The 18,710-nt window shown below is 35.0% G+C and carries 17 protein-coding genes and 1 riboswitch; of the genes, 12 read left to right on the top strand and 5 right to left on the bottom strand.

Going from position 1 to position 18,710, the window contains the following annotated elements:
• Nucleotides 1-164 precede the first annotated feature (164 nt).
• The 8 genes from WFK35_RS09940 (at nt 165) to WFK35_RS09905 (ending at nt 7,976) form a co-directional block, all read left to right on the top strand.
• Nucleotides 165-761 (top strand): hypothetical protein, encoded by a 597-nt coding sequence (locus WFK35_RS09940; protein WP_336732534.1) that lies wholly within the window; start codon nt 165-167, stop codon nt 759-761.
• 119 nt (nt 762-880) lie between these two features.
• Entirely contained in the window at nt 881-1,306 is a 426-nt protein-coding gene (gene tnpA / locus WFK35_RS09935) for an IS200/IS605 family transposase (RefSeq protein ID WP_336732535.1), read from the top strand.
• A gap of 472 nt (nt 1,307-1,778) precedes the next feature.
• A complete protein-coding gene (locus WFK35_RS09930; RefSeq protein ID WP_087709123.1) occupies nt 1,779-2,327 on the top strand; it encodes an L-threonylcarbamoyladenylate synthase in 549 nt (182 codons plus the stop codon).
• 100 nt (nt 2,328-2,427) lie between these two features.
• Nucleotides 2,428-2,772: a nuclear transport factor 2 family protein gene (locus tag WFK35_RS09925; protein ID WP_336732533.1), complete on the top strand. Its 345-nt coding sequence runs from the start codon at nt 2,428-2,430 to the stop codon at nt 2,770-2,772.
• 24 nt (nt 2,773-2,796) lie between these two features.
• A complete protein-coding gene (locus WFK35_RS09920; RefSeq protein WP_336732532.1) occupies nt 2,797-4,218 on the top strand; it encodes a CCA tRNA nucleotidyltransferase in 1,422 nt (473 codons plus the stop codon).
• On the top strand, nt 4,219-4,521 hold the full coding sequence (locus WFK35_RS09915; RefSeq protein ID WP_336732531.1) for a hypothetical protein: 303 nt from the start codon (nt 4,219-4,221) through the stop codon (nt 4,519-4,521). It abuts the gene before it with no gap.
• Between the two features lie 106 nt (nt 4,522-4,627).
• A complete protein-coding gene (locus WFK35_RS09910; protein ID WP_336732530.1) occupies nt 4,628-5,671 on the top strand; it encodes a hypothetical protein in 1,044 nt (347 codons plus the stop codon).
• Entirely contained in the window at nt 5,631-7,976 is a 2,346-nt protein-coding gene (locus WFK35_RS09905) for a hypothetical protein (protein ID WP_336732529.1), read from the top strand. Before WFK35_RS09910 ends, WFK35_RS09905 begins: the two co-directional genes overlap by 41 nt.
• A 55-nt stretch (nt 7,977-8,031) precedes the next feature.
• Here the strand turns inward: WFK35_RS09905 and WFK35_RS09900 are convergent, their stop codons facing one another.
• From WFK35_RS09900 to cdd, 3 genes are all read right to left on the bottom strand, one after another.
• On the bottom strand, nt 8,032-9,075 hold the full coding sequence (locus WFK35_RS09900) for a YncE family protein (protein WP_336732528.1): 1,044 nt from the start codon (nt 9,073-9,075) through the stop codon (nt 8,032-8,034).
• A gap of 15 nt (nt 9,076-9,090) precedes the next feature.
• The gene (locus WFK35_RS09895) at nt 9,091-10,920 is read right to left on the bottom strand and encodes a TonB-dependent receptor plug domain-containing protein (protein ID WP_336732527.1); all 1,830 of its coding nucleotides are present in this window, start codon (nt 10,918-10,920) and stop codon (nt 9,091-9,093) included.
• A gap of 31 nt (nt 10,921-10,951) precedes the next feature.
• Nucleotides 10,952-11,127: riboswitch (cobalamin riboswitch) on the bottom strand.
• A 917-nt stretch (nt 11,128-12,044) separates the two neighbouring features.
• Nucleotides 12,045-12,527: a cytidine deaminase gene (cdd, locus tag WFK35_RS09890; RefSeq protein WP_214590514.1), complete on the bottom strand. Its 483-nt coding sequence runs from the start codon at nt 12,525-12,527 to the stop codon at nt 12,045-12,047.
• A 98-nt stretch (nt 12,528-12,625) separates the two neighbouring features.
• Here cdd and WFK35_RS09885 point away from each other — a divergent pair, with 98 nt between their 5' ends.
• Genes WFK35_RS09885 through WFK35_RS09875 form a run of 3 tightly spaced genes read left to right on the top strand, consistent with a single transcriptional unit; the run spans nt 12,626 to nt 14,358 of the window.
• Nucleotides 12,626-13,678: an NADH:flavin oxidoreductase/NADH oxidase gene (locus WFK35_RS09885; RefSeq protein WP_336732526.1), complete on the top strand. Its 1,053-nt coding sequence runs from the start codon at nt 12,626-12,628 to the stop codon at nt 13,676-13,678.
• 36 nt (nt 13,679-13,714) lie between these two features.
• On the top strand, nt 13,715-14,008 hold the full coding sequence (locus WFK35_RS09880) for a DUF2752 domain-containing protein (RefSeq protein WP_076396518.1): 294 nt from the start codon (nt 13,715-13,717) through the stop codon (nt 14,006-14,008).
• 17 nt (nt 14,009-14,025) lie between these two features.
• Complete coding sequence (locus WFK35_RS09875) at nt 14,026-14,358, top strand: CCC motif membrane protein (RefSeq protein WP_214590511.1); 333 nt, start codon at nt 14,026-14,028, stop codon at nt 14,356-14,358.
• Nucleotides 14,359-14,429: 71 nt separating this feature from the next.
• Here the strand turns inward: WFK35_RS09875 and WFK35_RS09870 are convergent, their stop codons facing one another.
• Together WFK35_RS09870 and WFK35_RS09865 are read right to left on the bottom strand one after the other, a co-directional pair.
• Complete coding sequence (locus tag WFK35_RS09870) at nt 14,430-16,490, bottom strand: endonuclease (protein ID WP_336732525.1); 2,061 nt, start codon at nt 16,488-16,490, stop codon at nt 14,430-14,432.
• A 139-nt stretch (nt 16,491-16,629) separates the two neighbouring features.
• Nucleotides 16,630-18,165, bottom strand: coding sequence for an endonuclease (locus WFK35_RS09865; protein ID WP_214590509.1), 1,536 nt, complete (start codon nt 18,163-18,165; stop codon nt 16,630-16,632).
• A 222-nt stretch (nt 18,166-18,387) separates the two neighbouring features.
• Here WFK35_RS09865 and WFK35_RS09860 point away from each other — a divergent pair, with 222 nt between their 5' ends.
• Nucleotides 18,388-18,702, top strand: coding sequence for a hypothetical protein (locus WFK35_RS09860; protein WP_336732524.1), 315 nt, complete (start codon nt 18,388-18,390; stop codon nt 18,700-18,702).
• Nucleotides 18,703-18,710: the final 8 nt, after the last annotated feature.

Below are 18,710 nucleotides of genomic sequence, written 5' to 3'. Positions count from 1 at the left end.
GTCATTTTTAGCAATTTCATTTATGTGTTTTGATAACATAACAATTACAAAAAGTGGAAGAATAGCTCCAATAATTGAATTAGAAGCAGGTTATTTTTTATGGCTTTTGTCTATTTTATTCCTGACTTTTTCCTCACTTTATTTAAAAGTAACGCAAAAAAGCAATGCGTAGTTTAAAGAATCTGAAAATTACCAAAAGCATTGAATCTAAAAGGCTCATTTATAATGAGAGTATTTTAGATAAAATTGACAGGTATACCAATTATTTGATTTTTGGAGCCCTGATTTATTTTTCAATAGTTGGTTTATACAAGATTAAGCCATCTGCAAATAATGATCTTGAATATATTGTATATAGTATTGTTCTAATTTTTGTACTTTATTCTTCATATTGTTTATTTACAGAAAAAAGACTGAAAGAAATCAGCTTCAGTATTCATATAGAAGAAGCCAAAAGACGAATTTTAGAATATGGCAAAAAGTATCATTACAGAATTTCAAATATTTCCAATAATCTGATCTATCTGAATGAACCAATAAACAGCTTTAGTTTTCTAGACGAAGAGAGAACAATCATAATTTTTTTTAAAGATCAATCGGTTTTATACACGGTCATTAAGAGTGGAGGGAAAATAAATGCTCCGGTTTTATTTTCACAACATTTCGTCCGAAAAGATATAAGAAAAATTCTTCATCAGGAAAAATTTACATTAATTAGGAAAAAAAGTTACTTTGACAGGTTTTTTAATGATCCTTCTTGATGATGAAACTGTCATTGATCAATAGAAACGGGCTTTAGCCCGTTTACTGATTTAAAATCATTCTTTCGGCTTTAGCCAAAACTTAGTATAGATTTTATATTTTTGGCTAAACAACACAAATACCATTTATTAAAATTTATATCCATGTCGTTTTCTCAACGAAAAATAGAATTCCTTATTTCAATACTCCGGAGTTACGAATAAAAGTCTGGAAACACATAAAAGAAAATGCCTCGCAAAAAGGAATTTTTCTGGATATGGTGAATGGTTATTCGGATCATTGTCATTGTTTAATTTCTCTGGGTTCCAATCAGAATATTGAAAAAATTGTTCAATTATTGAAAGGAGAATCTTCATATTGGATCAATAAAAATGCATTGACAAAAGAAAAGTTTTTTTGGCAGGACGAATATTTTGCTGTTTCAGTTTCTGAATCTATGATTGAAACAGTGAGAAATTACGTTAAAAATCATGAAAGTCATCACAAAAAGAAATCGTTTGCGGAAGAATATCAGGAATTTTTGGATAAGTATAATTTTAAATAATCTGAGTTCAAGATAAGTCTTCTTAAACGCCATGTTAAACAAAGAGATTCAATTATCAGTAATTCAGCTTTTAAGATATACAAAGGCGTAAAACTGATCAAAGTAATACCGTTTTTGTCTTTTTTAAATAAACGAAGTGGCTTTGTTTACCTTACCAACTTTCAATAAGTAAAAAAAAATCTTTTGTTTTTCTTTGCGATAAATTATATAATTTTATAAATCAATTATTTAAATTTATTTCTTATTCCGAACTGATGTTAAATAATAAAGTTTGGCTAAAGCCAGATTTGATTTTAATGATTTTAAAAATGGGTTAAAGCCCATTCCTATTGAATATAAAAACTCTGTTTTCGAAGATTTCACGCGAAGATTTGTAAATTTACGCCGATAAATTAATAGAAGCAGAATGTAATCCTTTTATTAAAAATAAATTATAGTATTGGCTTTAGTTAAAGCGTAAAATGTATTATACATGGAAAAAATAATAGAAATTTTAAAATCCGGCGGCACAATTCTTTACCCAACAGATACCATTTGGGGAATTGGCTGTGACGCCACAAATATAGAAGCCGTAAACAAAATATTCGACATCAAAAAACGGGAAAAAAACAAATCCATGATCATTCTGGTGGAATCTGAAAAAAGATTACAGGATTTGGTAGATGTTCCGGAAATGGCTTGGGAAATTATTGATCTGAGCGAAAAGCCCGTAACTATTGTTTATGAAAACCCGAGAGGATTGCCAAAAGAATTGTTAGCTGAAGACGGAAGCATTGGAATCCGTCTGGTAAAAAACGACTTCTGTAAAAAACTGATTACAAAGCTGAATAAACCATTAGTTTCTACTTCTGCAAATTTCAGCGGTGAAAAAAGTCCTTTAAAATTCTCGGATATTTCTCCTGAAATGATTGATCTTGTAGATTATGCAGTAGAAGAAGACCGCGAAAAAGTTTCAAAATATTCGGGATCATCGGTAATTAAAGTCTGGAGCGACAACAGGATAAAAGTACTGAGAGAATAATCGACTTTTATCATTTATTTTAAAGTCTTATTCATCCGCATCGGCAGGATTTCTTTTTTTAGTTTTATCTTTGCAGAACTTCAATTTTAAAACAATCGCTATGAATCATCAAAAGTTTGCCGAAGAATGGATCAAAGCATGGAATTCCCACGATCTGGATGTCATTTTATCTCATTATTCAGGTGATATAGAGATCGTTACGCCGATGATAAAATTAGCAACAGGAGGAAAAGAAAGTTCACTTAAAGGAAAATCTGCGGTTCGCGGATATTGGAAGGCAGCGCTGGAAAAATATCCTGATCTTCACTTTGAGCTTATAAAATCTACGGAAGGAGTAGATTCTGTGGCTTTGTTTTACAAATCTATTATGGATAAACATGCAATGGAAGTGATGTTTTTTAATGAAGATGAAAAAATTAATAAAATGTATGCTCATTACGATTAATGAACAGCATTAGTGTATTACAAAATGAAAATTAATCTTACTCAAAATAAAAATTTAAAACTTTTTAAAATCATTTCGGAAGTTGCAGCCCGGAACAATCAGTCTGTATATATCGTCGGAGGTTATGTACGCGATCTTTTAATGAAAAGAAAAGCATCAACGGATATTGATTTTGTGACCGAACAAAGCGGTATTGAACTTGCCCAAAACGTCGGAAAGGAAATTGATCCGAAAATAAAAGTTTCTGTTTTCAAAACGTACGGAACGGCGATGATCAAATACAAAGATCTTGAGCTTGAATTTGTAGGCGCAAGAAAAGAAAGTTACACCGAAAACAGCCGTAAACCGGAAGTAGAGGGCGGAACCATTGAGGACGACCAGAAAAGAAGAGATTTTACGGTGAATGCAATGGCAATTTCGTTAAATCAGGATAATTTTGGTGAACTGATCGATCCTTTCAACGGAATAGATGATCTGGAAAAAGGAATTTTAAGAACGCCTTTAGAGCCCGCTCAAACCTATTCTGACGATCCGTTGAGAATGATGAGAGCCGTTCGTTTTGCCTCTACTTTAAATTTTAAAATTGAAGAAAATTCACTGGAAGCCATTAAGCAGGAAGCCGAAAGAATAAAAATTGTTTCGATGGAAAGAATAATGGTGGAATTTAATAAAATCATGCTTTCCAAAAAGCCATCTATTGGTCTGAAATTAATGGAACAGACAGGTTTAATGAAATTAATTATTCCTGAACTGATTGATCTGAAAGGAGTAGAAGAAGTGGAAGGACAAACCCATAAAGACAATTTTTACCATACTTTGGAAGTGGTAGACAATATTTCTGAAAACACGGAAAACCTGTGGCTTCGTTGGTCTGCATTGCTCCACGATATCGGAAAAGCACCGACCAAAAAATTTGTTGAAGGAACAGGATGGACGTTCCATGGACACGAGTTTTTAGGCTCAAAAATGGTAAAAACATTATTCCAGAGATTGAAACTGCCTTTAGGTCCGGATATGAAATATGTTCAGAAGATGGTAAAACTTTCGTCTCGACCGATTGCTCTGATTACCGATGATGCTTCGGATTCTGCGTTGCGAAGATTATTGTTTGATGCAGGAGAAAATATGGAAGATCTGTTTACCCTTTGTAAAGCCGATATTACGACCAAAAATTCTAAAAAGCAGGAGAAATTTAAGAAAAATTTTGAATATGTTGCTGTTAAGATTAAAGAAGTTGAAGAAAAAGATCAGGTAAGGAATTTCCAGCCGCCGATTTCAGGAGAAGAAATTATGGCAATGTTTAATCTGAAACCGGGTCGCGAAATCGGAATTTTAAAGGAAAAAGTAAAAGAAGCCATTCTGGAAGGCGAAATTGCAAATGACAGCGAGGAAGCGAGAACTTTTGTGATTGCGGAAGCGGAAAAGCTTGGATTGACACTTGCCTAAATGCTTTTCGGGACATTTGATTATAGTATTTTAGCTTTAATTTTCCTTATCAACATTCTTGTCTGGAAATTTAAAATAATTAAAAAACGCAACTGGATTTTATATCTGGTTGCGTTTTTATTTTTCGGATTTGTTATTCCGCTTTTATCTGTTGATTTTGAAATTGAAAAAGCGACAAAAGATCAGCCAATTGTTGATAATTTCACGCTTTTGTACACGTATTTCAGGTTTCCGGTTTGGTGGTTTATTGGGGTGGTGGAGACTTTTATTTTAAGGAATTTGATCACGAAAATAAAAGCATAATAAAATCCTAATAAAATGTTAATAAAATCTTAAAAAAGGTATTGGTTTTGTTGTTACATTTGCAGAAATGTTTTAATTCAATTGTAACCTATTTAAAATTTTATTGGTGAAAAATATCTTTTTAGTTGTCCCTCTTCTTTTCCTCATTCTTTCCTGTGAAAATAAGGTGGAAAAAGTTCATAATGCCTTTTACTATTGGAAAACAGATACGTATTCTGAAGTTTCTGTTCCCGAAAAAAATATGCTTGAACAGCAGAATGTCGAAAAGCTGTATGTAAAATATTTTGAAGTGGATTACACCGAAGCGATGGGAAGTTTTCCGATTTCAAAAACCAATGTAAGGTTATCATCTTACTGCGAAGAAAATTTACCGAAGAAATACACTGTTATCCCGACGGTTTACATTAAAAATATTGTATTTAAAAAAAGTTCGGAAAAGGATCTTGATAAACTGGCAGATAATGTAAACTTTCTCATCAATAAATTTACTAACGAGAAGTTTGACTCCATTGCTGTTAATGAAATTCAGATCGATTGTGACTGGACAGCTTCTACAAAAGACAGATATTTTTACTTTCTGAAAAAATTAAAGCCGATATCCCAAAAGGAAATTTCTGTTACCCTGAGATTGTATCCATACAAATATCCTGAAAAAATGGGAGTTCCGCCGGTTGATAAAGTTACTTTAATGTGCTATAATTTAATCAATCCTTTGGCGGATGATTCTAAAAATTCAATTTTAGATCTTAAAGAAATGGAAAGCTATCTCAATACGAAGAAAAAATATCCGCTGCATATGGATATTGCACTTCCGTTATATTCCTGGATGCAGTTGTATCAGAACAATCAGTTTAAAGGAGTTTTATATAACGGAAATGATCTGAAAAAAGTACTGAAAGAAACAAAACCGCTGTGGTACGAAGTAACAAAAGATACCGTGATTGATTATAAGGATTATCTGAGAGTAGGAGATAAGATCAAGTATGAAGAAATTACACCAGAACAAATCAATAAAGCTATTGCATTAATCAAGAAAAATATAAAGCTGGATAAAGAAATTACCGTATCGCTTTTTCATTTAGATGCCAATCAGTTAAATAACTACACCAATGAAGAGATCAGCCATTTTTATAGCGACTTTACTAAGTAATCTGTTTTTTGCGTGTGGATTTTATCCTTACGGCGATGATGTACGGTTTTATTTTCTTGATCCCGATAACTTTTCTTATCAGGAATATCGGTCTTTTTACTATTCATCTCTTTATTTTGGCTATAATAATGACGGTGAAGAACCTGAAATTAAAGATTCGCAGAATGAAGTTCTTTGGAGAAAATACTGTAAGAATAAAGTTTCAATAGATGAAATTAATTTTGCTCTGGAAAAATATGGTTTTTCGGATATCAATGAAAAAAGCAGCAACGCTTTTATAAAATATTTATATTCAGCTAAAGACAATGAAGCAATTAATTATCTGAAATTTGCCAAAAACTGTGAATTTTTCAATTCATGGCAGGAAGATCCGTGGGAAAGAAATGAAAATACAGCGGCTCAGAAGAGAACAGTTTTATTACATCAGGCTATTGCTTTAGCTTCCAAAACCAAAAATTCAGAGATCAGAAAAAGATATGCGTTTCTTGCGGTTCGTCTCGCTTTTTACAATGGGGATATGAAGTCTTTGGCGAAGACTTATGCTCAATATTTCTCTGTGGAAAAATCAAATGATATTATTGATACTTGGGCTTTACATTTTAAGGCAATCGAAGAGAAAAATCAGGTGCTTAAAAATATTTACTTTGCCAGAGTTTTTGCCAAATGTCCCGCAAAACGTTTTGTTTCATGGCAGGCTTTCGATCATAAATTATCAAAAGATGAGGTCTTACAATTGATAGATGATCCAAAAGATAAAGCGCGGGTTTTAATGATGTACAGCATCTACAATTCCGGTAAAAATATTGATAATCTTAAAGAAATTTATGCCTGCAATTCTAATTTTGACGGACTGGGTTTTTTGGTGTCACGCGAGATCAGTAAACTGGAAGACTGGATTTTTACACCTTATTATTCTTTGTTTGAGCCAGCCATTCCGGATTCCGGATATAGTTCTCAGTATGATCAGGAATATCAGTCGGTAAGAAATGTCTTTGGAAGAGTGGAAGCGGACAGAGAATATGCAAAAGAACTTTTAGAGTTTATCAATTCCGCAGATTTATCGAAGGTACAGAATCCCGATTTCTGGAAGTTTGCCAAAGCTGAACTTTTATTCATGACGAAAAATTACTCTGAAAGTCTGAAGCAAATCAGCAATCTGGAAAAAACGTTGCCGGCAGATTCTAAAATCCGGGAAAATGCAGAGCAGATCAAGGCGTTAAATCTTTTTGCAAATCAGACTTACGGAAAAGCTGTAATTCCTGATGCCGCAAAAGAAATTATCATTAAAAACAGAAAAAACGAACGGTTTATTTTTGCATTGGGAAGAGAACTGGAATATCTCGGAAATACGGATGATGCAGCACTTTTGTATGCTTCTCTAGATGAGAGGTTAAACAGTCTGGTTTATTTCAAATCGTTAAAAAGTGACCGTCATACTTACGGAGATTATTTTGTAGATTATTTTAATTATATGGATGCAGTCTATTCTCCTGAACAGGTGCAGAGTTTCATTAAAAAGACTGAAAAAGTAAATTCCGGAAACGATTTGTTTTTTAGTAATTTTAAAATGAAACAACAGTCGGTTAATAATCTGTACGATCTTCTGGGAACAAAATATATAAGACAGAATAAACTGAATTTAGCCTTACATATATTTAAAAAACTGGGTGCAGAATATTATGAAGCGCAGAATACACTTTGGGAGAACGATGGAAAAGACAGTTATTCTGCATCAGGTAAAATTTTTGATCAGAATCCTTTCTATCATCTAAAATATACTCCGGATTTTATTAAGGAAAGAGAAAAATTCAGAGTAACTAAATTATCTGTAACCCAAAAACTAATCGAATATCTCGGCAAAGCCAATAATCCACAGGGAAAAGACAGGGATTATTACTATTTTCTGGTTGCCAACTGTTATTACAACATGTCGCAGTATGGGAATGCGTGGATGATGAGAAGATACTTCGTAAGTTCGGCAGGAAACTTTTCTATCCGTGAAGATAATGAGGAATTTAATACGGCTGGTCTGGCAAAATTATACTACGGAAAAGCTATGGAAAATGCGAAAACTGAAAAATTCAAAGCGTTATGTCTCAGAATGCAGGGAAGGTGTGAAAATTATAATTATGATTTTAATGGTGAGGAAAATGCAGACAGTTTTTCCCGGTCCGATGACTATGAAGACAAAAGACTCGAAAAAAACAGATATTATCAGGATCTTAAAAATAAATATGCAGGACAGTATGAAGATATGATGAGCGGATGCGAATTTTTTGAGGATTACTTTAAGGCAAGGCGTTAAATAATTACGGCGGAGCTGAAAGCTCCGCCGTAATCTTTTACTTATTTCAAAAAAATTAATTCATATAAGCGGAATTAGATCCGATTCCTGTTACGAATTTTTTCAGAACTGTTCCCGAAGTATTGTATACCGTAACTTCTGATGGGGCTGTAAAATTCTTCACATCAGACGCAAAGATTTTCCCGTCTTTTACAGAGAAACCATACAGCGTAAAATATTGTCCTCCGTCTACAAAATTGATAAGAGGAGTAGAAGGTGCTGTTGTTGCATTCATATCCATTGTGTAAATCTTGTTGGAAGAGGTGAAATAGTATTTTCCGCCATCAATTTCAAGATTTCTTGCATTGGCGATGCCGGTTAAAGTTGTCGTTTTTGTAATGGTTCCTGCAGGAGAAATTTCATAAATGTAAGAATTAGATGTTCCTGAAGCAATTACGTACACATTGTTATTATAACTGATGGTTTTTTCAATTTCACCATTTGGAACAGCAACCGTGTTGATAATCTCATTGGTTGAAGTATTGATTCTTGTAAGCGTACTTCCGTAGCTGTAAGCAGCATTCTGCACAAATACCGTTCCTCCTGCTTCAACCACTCTTTCCGCTGTAGAAGTTGACGCGAAAGGAATTTTCTTTACAAAAGAAAGATCAGAAAGCTTGTAAACATTCACATATTTTGCTCCGTTATACTTATCGTTGGAAACATAAAGATTTCCGTTGCTGATCGTCATGTATCTCGGGTTATCCAGTTGTGCCGTAATTTCTCCGGTTTTTTTGAAATTATAACGGTTAACAACCTGTACTTTATTCGAATTATTCAGAAGCAGAAAAGCTCTGTCGTCACTGAATGTGATCGTCTGCAAAACATCACCCAGATTTTCGTTATTATTTTTCTTATAAATATCGTTTTCCAAAACAGAAAGATCTTTAGAAATAAAAGAAACACTAGCTGTAGGTGTTCCGAAGTTACCTTCATTCGCAATAAAATATCCGTTTTCATAATCACCTCGCGACGGCATTACATATTCATCATCACTACATGAAACATTAATCACAAGGATCAAAGCCAGTAAAAGCTGAAAAAGTCTGTTTAATTTCATAATATAATAATTGATTTAAAAATTTAAGTTGATGTAAAAACTGTAGTTTCTTTTAGGTAAAGGATAATAAGCCATCGTTTCATAGATTTCGTCGGTGATATTATTTACCCTTAATCCCAAAGTATACTTTTTGGCAACCGTTGCAGACAATCCTGCATTCAGGACGAAATATGGTTTTATAAGATAATCGTTATTCTCATCAGAAGTGGTAAAAGTCTTACCCGTAAACATTCCCTGAACATATAGATTCATAAATCGGTACTGATAATCTGCATTTCCGAAAACCTTATGAAGAGGAACATACATCAGTTGATTTTTCGTTTCAAGATCTACAGATCTCGTATAGCTGTATCCCGTGTTTATTTTTAAAGAATGTTCTTTCGAAAACTTGTGCTGAAACCCAATTTTAGACTCAAGACCATAAGATTCAACATTTCTTACGTTTCTTGGTGACCAATATCCCAGAGAAGTAGGAACCCACTGAATCATATCCTTTATTTTCATGTAATAAGGCGTGAGACTCAAAGTAAATTTTCCAGAAGTCAATTCGTGATTCATTTCAGTCTGCAAAGACGTTTCTGCCTTCAGATCCAAATTTCCGCCCGGATTCCAGTAAAGATCATTGAAGGAAGGGAATCTGAAATTCTTTGAAAAACTTGTCCCTAAACTGTACCAGTCAGAAACTTTCCATTTGCCTGAAAAAGAATAGAGTAAAGGCGATTCTATATTTTCAATAAAATCCTTCTTGATTCCGGCTTCCAGCCTCAGCTTTTGGGTAGGGAAATATCTCAACAATCCTGCAACAGAATAAATATTTCTTCTTACATTCTCAATTCCGGATTGATAGCCTTCTCCTTTATTGATCTGAAACTCCCCGATAACATTAACATTCAGTTTAGGCGTGATGAAATAATTGAAATCATCTTTAAAAATCAGATTTTTTCCCGTTCCGCCACTGGTTTTAGGAGCCTCAAAAACCCCGAAATACTGGAAATTTTCTTCCGTGTAAGCCGCTTTCAGGCTGTTTGAAATCGATTTTGAATTAATATCGTGGGTAAGAAGGCTTCGGAAAGTCTGCGCTGCATACTTCGTGCGGTTGCCGTTTTCCGTGAAGATCGGATAATTCTGTTCCGCATCATACAACTGGCTTTGCCACGAAATTTTCTGATTTCGGGCAATTTTATAGCTAAAACCTATGTTCGCTGTACCGTTAAAATATTTACCGTTTCGGTTGATATACTGCTTTTCAGGAACCTCATAATTATTTTGACTGATGAAATAATTTCCGGATGCCTTAAAACTGAAATCCGCATTGCTGAAAGAAGTTTTAAAATAATTCTGGAACGTCTCATAAGAAGCCACTTCACTATGTAAAGTTGCATGAAAACCCTCATTAAATTTCAGTTCATTGTTAAGGTGAATACTACCTCCGATCGCGCCGCTTCCATAAACCACACTTCCGCCGCCGGCTTTCACTTCAAGCGCATCATAACCGAAAATCGCGATATTATTAACATCTCCCTGTCCTAAAAGAACAGAATTGATGTTAATTCCATTCCACACAAAAGCAGTCTGCTGCGCCGTTGTTCCCCTGAAAGAAGGCGAAGAAACCGCACCGCGGCCATTTTCCTTAATATAAACAGGTGACTGAAAACGTAACGTTTCAGAAAGATTGGCGGAATTTTTTTCGATCTCTTTGGGAGTAATTGTAGTAACCGGATGAAAAAGTTTTACCTTATTCATCTGATTGTCAAAAACATAAACGGTGTCAATAGCTTTCTCCTGTGCGTAAAGAAAACAACCGTATGATGCAAAAAGCAGTACTAAAGATCTTTTTAAAGCCATTCCTATTTTACTTTTCCTCCGAAAGCAATGTTTTTAAGATTACATTTTGGCAGGTCTCCTGACTTTCGCTTTCTACACCTTCCCGTTTTCACAGTGGTTTATCGTAGAAATCTTATATGCGATTTACAGTTGCGGGGACAGTTTGGGATTTTCGCCCAATTCCCTTTTCATTCCAAATTAATGGAAACCAAAATTTTTGCAAAGATAACTTTTTTAATTTATTGACAAAAAAAATACCCATTAAGTATCTTTTTAATAAAACAATGATTTGTTGCATTACATACGAAAAACAATTTCAGGAGCTTTTTCCAGCTTTCGCTACTCGCTTTTTTTTGATTCGGCGGCGGCTTTTGCCGCCGCCGAATCAAAAAAAGAGCTCAGACATGCCGCTCAATCTGGGCTAGAAAAATAAAACCGCAGAAAATAAACAGTTTTATAAAATTCAGATTCTATTGAAAAATAAATAATTATTTTAAGTAAAAATTATTTAAAATGTATTAAAATCTTACTTTAAGTTTCTTTAAACTCATTTTAAATTTAGCCGCAAAAAAGACAAAAGACTTTATTGAATTTATTTAAAGTATTTCAAAAGTCTGCAAAGAGAAAAAATCTTTGATTTTTTAAACTTATGTGCTCTTTTTTCCCATTGAAGGACTAACCTTAAAAAACTAAAGTGTTTAAATCTTTTGCATCTTTTGTGGTAAAAAATTTAAGCAGGTTATTTAATTACTTTAAAATAAACATCATTAAAGAAGAAAATCATAGATTTTTAAAGACTATGTGTTCTTCTATTTTAAATACACATCATTCAAAATCTCATGTGATGAAAGAAAGTCCCTTCTTAAAAAACTTTCCCTTAAATAAAAATCCAAACAGAAGTAAAGAGTTTGTTTAAACTTGTTAAAATAAAAATATTCTTATTGAAAAAAACTAAGGTGAAAGGTTTGATAAAAGTTCTATTCTTTTAAGACGCAAGAAGAAAATTAAAGATTTTCCTTTATAATGCTGATGAAATTTTATCGCAGATAAAATCCTTGCGCCTTAAAGCATACTATCTTAAACAACTTTGCGCCCTTGCGAAAATCCAACCTGAATTCTTATTTACTATTATTTAAACATTTTAACTATAAAAAAGTACCGTCAAAATAAAACGGCAGAAGATCCTTAATAGAATGTACCTTCACCACCTCATCATTCAGATTAGAAAAATAAAGTTCAATATTTTCATTCTGCTTCGTTTCATATTCAATAATGCTCTGTCTGCACGATCCGCATGGCGGAATCGGCGGATTTTTCTCAGAAAACTCCTTCGGTCCGCCTACAATAAAGATTTTCTTTATTTTTTCAGACGGAAAATTTGCCCCGATCCAGAAAAGAGCAGTCCTTTCCGCGCAAAGTCCGGAAGGATATGCCGCATTCTCCTGATTGTTTCCGGTATAAATTTCTCCGTTTTCCAGAAGCACAGAACAGCCAACCAAAAAGTTAGAATAGGGAGCATAAGCGTTCTCGCGCGCTTCTTTTGCTTTTGCAAATAATTTTTTTTCTATATCGTTCAGTTCAGCGTTATTGTTGAAATATTCGTAACTGATATGAGTTTCTTTTTTCATATATTGTGGGTTTAAAAAAAGGGGGATAAATTTACTTCTTTTTCATGAAGTGGGCAATATTATCTCATTCTTTAAAATTTCAAAAAATCAGATCAAAAATGTTATACACTCCAATCAGATTCAGAAATGTTGAATTGAAAAACCGTTGGGTAATGTCTCCAATGTGTATGTATTCTTCCGAAAACGGATTAGCCAACGATTTCCATTTTGTACATTACGGAAGCAGAGCGCAGGGCGGAACCGGACTAATCATCCTTGAAGCAACGGGAGTAGAACCGCGCGGAAGAATTACCAACCATTGCATGGGAATCTGGAACGACGAACAGGCAGAAAAACTAAAGAAAATTGTAGAATTTGTACACCGGAATTCAGAAACCAAAATAGGCATTCAGCTTGCACATGCCGGAAGAAAAGGATCTACGTGGAACAATGTACAAATCCCGATAGAAGAAGGCTGGGAAACCATCGCACCAAGTCCGATTCCGTATCATCCTACTGAAAGAATTCCACATGTTTTAACCATCGAGGAAATCAAAGAACAGGTTGAGAATTTCAGACAGGCAGCGAGAAGATCTGTAGATGCAGGTTTCGATGTCATAGAAATTCACGCGGCACACGGTTATCTTATCCATCAGTTTTTATCACCGCTTTCTAATATCAGAACCGATGAATACGGCGGAAGTTTCGATAACAGAATACGGTTTTTAGTTGAAATCGTAGATGCTGTTAACGGAGAATTAAATGAAGACGTTGCCTTATTTGTAAGAATTTCCGGAACAGAATACGCAGAAAACGGCTGGGAAATAGAAGACAGTGCCGAACTTGCTAAAATCCTTAAAAACCATTCGGTAGATCTTGTTGATGTTTCCAGCGGAGGAAATATTCACGGAGTAAAAATTCCGGTTCACGACGGTTATCAGGTTCCGCTTGCGTCACAGGTGAAAAATGAGGCAGAAACAAAAACAGGAGCAGTAGGATTAATTGCGAGAGTCAATCAGGCGGAAGAAATTCTAGAGAAAGGAGAGGCAGATTTAATTTTCATCGCCAGAGAAAGCTTAAGAAATCCTTACATCGCCGTTCAGGGTTCCTTTGAAATGGATGAGTACTGCTTCTTTCCGCATCAGTATTTAAGAGCAAAAATTTCTAAATAATTTTTATATATTTGAGAATCATAACCCTGTATTGTAATGAAAATAGAAGACTTTATGCTGCCTTGTCCCATCAAGAAATTCTTTGGAATCGACTGTTTTGGGTGTGGAACGCAGAGAGCTATTGTCATGGTTTTTGAAGGCAGGTTTGGCGAAGCATTTCATATGTTTCCTGCGGTCTACACTTTATTGCTTTTTTTCGGAACGGTTTTCCTCAATTTTGTAGACAGAAAACGGAATTACAGTAATATTTTGGTTTTTCTTGCCATTATCAATGCCGTCATTATGGTTACTTCTTATTTTTATAAACATTTATACTTACCTATACATTAATCAATTAAATTATAACTATGGAACAACAAAAATTACCTAACGCAACGGCGGTATTAATCTTGGGAATTGTATCAATTGTCGGGTGTTGCTGTTACGGACTTCCGGGACTTATTGCAGGGATCATTGCATTGGTTCTGGCTAAAAAAGACGGAGAACTCTACAGAAAAAATCCGGCGGCTTATTCAAATTACGGACAATTGAATGCCGGAAAAATAATGGCAATCATCGGAATTGTATTAAGTATTTTATACGTAGTTTACGTTGTTGTCATGATTTCTACTCTAGGATGGGACGCTATGAAAGACCCGCAATTGATGCAGGAACGAATGAGAGAATTGATGGGACAGTAATTTTCTTATTAATTTAAAAATAAAAGCCTTCTTTCAACCGAAAGAAGGCTTTATTGTTCTTAAAAGAAAATTTATTTCACAATAAACTTCAATGAAGAAGCATCTAATTTTAGAATATAAATTCCCTGCTCCAGATTTTTAATTTTAATAGAATTTTTACCGTTTTTAAAAGGCTGATCGATTGTCTGCATTACTTTTCCGTGAAGATTGTATATCTCCGCTTTTTTTATATTCTGCGTTTCTCCTTTTACAAAAATTTCATTATTGGAAACAGGATTTGGCGAAACCTGTAATGTATTCTGATCTGAAATGGTTTCAGTAGAAAAACTTTGAACCTGCTTTGCCGTTCCCGAATAACAGGTCCAGCTTAGATCATCAATGGCAACTCTGTTGGTGGTAGAATTATTTTCTAAAGTTACCACCACATTCCCTGAAATATTAATATTGCTTATTGTGGTAGTTGCTGCACTGATGTTGTAAGGAATAGTTCCAACAGCCGTTCCGTTTACTTTAACGGTGAAAGTTCCGTTAGAACCTGTAAATTTCAGTTGAGTCGTTACAGTCAGTGATCCGATTCCATTCGCTGAACTGCTTGAAGTTAAAGCGCCGTCTCTTATTGTAATCGCTTTGTTGGAAATCGTCTGATCTGTTCTTGCATCCGTTGCTGTCCACGTAATGCCGTTGTTTGTCCATGTTCTCGCTAAATATCCTGTTGTACCTGCAGGAATATTTTCAAAATTTTCATAGACGCAATTCGTCGGAGGAGGAACCGCGTCCGTAGTTCCCGAAACGGTAGAGCTGTTGGCGGAAGAATTTCCTGCAGCATCTTTAGCAATCACATTAAAGGTATAAGTTGTGGAAGCATTTAATCCGAAAATGGTCGCAGAAGTTGCACTTACCGATGTTTTTAAACTTCCGTTCATGTAGACATCATATGAAGTAACACCAACATTATCTGCCGAAGCATTCCACGACAGCGAAATGCTGCTTGGCGAAGTTCCCGTAACCGCAAGACCGGTAACGGTAGAAGGAGCCTGTGTATCAATCGGAGCATTGGTTGTTCCTGAAACGGTAGAACTGTTCGGAGAAGAATTTCCTGCTGCATCTTTTGCTACAATATAAAAAGGATAAGTAGTGGAAGGACTTAATCCGGAAATAGTTGCAGAAGTGGAGCTTACTGTTGCCTGTAAATTTCCGTTCATATACACATTATACGATGTAACCCCGACATTATCGGTTGAAGCATTCCATGAAAGCGAAATGCTGCTTGAAGTAGTTCCGGAAACACTAAGCCCTGTCACGGTTGTCGGAGCCTGTGTATCAGCGGGAGCCCAGATCTGGTTTACATAATTCGGATTATCGATGAAAGGATTTCTGTTTCCCTGATAAGCATAGGTAGCATTGTTCCGGTTGATTTCCGCCTGAGAAACAGGATCCTGATTGTGCCAAGCCAACAGAACATTAAGTTCCCAGGTCTGCAACCCCGGAAAAGCAGAATTACCTAAAATATCTCCAGAAGAAAATGTAGCAAGCTTACTCTGATAGCGCGTTACAAAATAAAAAATCATACGCGCAACATCCCCTTTAAATTCATTAACAGGTTCAAAAACAATCCCTGAATATCCGGGTGAAGCAGAACTTCCAAGTTTAGAACCGTTAGACGATAGGGAAGTCGCAGTTCCTACGATTCCAAAAGGATAATCTGCCCTCATGGCATTTACTTTTCCGTCTGTTGCTCTGATGAAATTGATGTCGGAATACATCGGTGAAGCAGAATTAAATAAGCTCTGAGGAATAATATGCTCTCTGTTATAGCAGTTTCCTTCTTCTGTATACGTTCCGCATTGGTTGGTTACAGGAATAAAATTGTAAGGATCTGCACCGGTCGGATTTTCAGAATAAATATCCAGAATAGAACCGTCATTTTCATAATTCTTGTCAATATCGGTTATTTTAAAACCTGTCCAGAGTGCGTTATAGCCTTTGTCCTGATGACCATTCGTAATGATTGAACTCAGTGCTGTTTTCAGAGAAGCTCCGGAAAGTCCGTTTGCCGAATTGTAATATCCCGAAGGAGCCTGAGCATTTGCTAAAACTGAAGCAAAGCCCAAAATGAATAACTGTTTTTTCATGGTAAATTTTTAAGATCATAATATTACCATAAAATTTATGAATATAAAATTACATAATCGTTAATTTTTAATAAGATTCATACAAATAAAAGCCTTCTTTCAACAGAGAGAAGGCTTTTGTTATTTATTAAGCTAAATTTTATTTCACAATAAACTTCAATGAAGAAGCATCTAATTTTAAAATATAAATTCCCTGCTCCAGATTTTTAATTTTAATAGAATTTCTACTGTTTTTAAAAGGCTGATCAATGGTCTGTATTACTTTTCCGTGAAGATTATAGATCTCCGCTTTCTTAATATTCTGCGTTTCCCCTTTTACAAAAATTTCATTATTGGAAACAGGATTTGGCGAAATCTGTAATGCATTCTGGTCAGAATTTGATGCTAAAGAAATACTTGGAGCCTGTCTTGCCGTTCCCGAATAACAGGTCCAGCTAAGATTATCAATAGCAACTCTGTTGGTGGTAGAATTGTTTTCTAAAGTTATAACAACGTTCCCCGAAACATTAATATTGCTGATAGTGGTGGTTATTGCAGAGGTATTGTAAGGTACGGTTCCTACCGATGTTCCGTTTACTTTAACAGTGAAGTTGTCATTAGAACCGGTAAATTTCAGTTGAGTAGTTACCGTCAAAGATCCGATTCCGTTGGCTGAACTGCTTGATGTTAATGCGCCGTCTCTAATTGTGATTGCTTTGGTGGAGATCGTCTGATCTGTTCTGGAATCTGTTGCCGTCCATGTAATACCATTATTTGTCCATGTTCTTGTTAAATAAGAAGCCGAACTTTCAGAAGGAATGGTCTCAAATGTTTCATTGCCGCAGCCTGATGAACTTGGCGGAGTAGAAGTTCCTCCCGAAGCAGAACCTGAACCCCAGATTTGATTTACATAATTTGGATTATCAATAAAAGGATTTCTGTTTCCCTGATAAGTGTAAGAAGCATTATTTCGGTTAATTTCCGCCTGAGAAACAGGATCCTGATTATGCCAAGCCAATAAAACATTCAATTCCCAAGTCTGCAAACCCGGAAAAGAAGAACTGCCCAACATATTTCCGGATGTAAACGTGGAGAGTTTGCTTTGGTATCTCGTAACAAAATAAAATACCATTCTTGCTACATCGCCTTTAAATTCATCAATAGGCTCGAACACTGTTCCCGAGAAACCTGAAGAAACAGAATTTCCAAGCTTAGAACCGTTTTTTGAAGTAAACGTTGCAGTTCCCACCTTTCCGAAAGGATAATTGGAACGCATTCCGTTTACTTTTCCGTCCGTAGCTCTGATAAAATGGATATCTGAAACCATAGGAGAGGCTTCATTAAAAAAGCTTTGAGGAATAATATGTTCACGGTTATAACAATTTCCTTCCACCGAATACGTTCCGCATTGGTTGGTAACCGGAGTAAATTTGTAAGGATCTGTACCCACAGGTTTTTCCGAATAAATATCCAGAATAGAACCGTCATTCTCATAATTCTTGTCGATGTCAGTGGTTTTGTACGCCGTCCAAAGTCCGTTGTAGCCTTTGTCCAGATGTCCATTCGTGATAATAGTGCTTAATGCCGTTTTTAATGAAGCTCCGGAAAGTCCGTTAGCAGAGTTGTAGTATCCCGAAGGAGCCTGAGCATTTGCTAAAACAGAAGCAAATACAATCATTAGTAATCGTTTTTTCATGTCAAGATTTTAGACTTTAAGATTACTATAAATTTATCAATAAAAAATTACGGAATTGTTAAATTTAATTATGCATAGAATTGTATACGGTGTTAAATCTTTACTTTTTATTGAGAATAAACTTGTTCTGAATATTTATTGCATACTTTTTTTGCGAAAAAAGATGACTTTTCAAAATTATTTTTGGCAGATATTTTGTGTTATTCTTTAAAAATCACCATTATGAATCACAAAATAAAAATCGCACTGGCATTAATTACTGGGGGAACGTTGGTTTATCTTAGCCGAAAGCTGAAAAACTCAAAGAACGAAACAAGAACTTTTACCGGAGAAGACGGCAAAGTCTATCAGAAGGATGAAACTTATTTAACCACAGATGGTAAAATGTACAAAAACGGAAAAGAAGTCCATTTCAAAACCGCTGAAATTTCAGAAAAATCTGTAAACCGAAATTTCCGGAATGAAAGGATTCAGAAAAATTACGATGCCCATCCACAAAACGTCGGCTATTATCATAAAGGAACCAGACATCATTAATTCAATAA

This window comes from Chryseobacterium sp. VD8 (genome assembly GCF_037149975.1).
Classification (GTDB): domain Bacteria; phylum Bacteroidota; class Bacteroidia; order Flavobacteriales; family Weeksellaceae; genus Chryseobacterium; species Chryseobacterium indicum.
The sequence above is the reverse complement of the archived record's forward strand: the minus strand, read 5'-3'. Positions and strand labels throughout refer to the sequence as shown.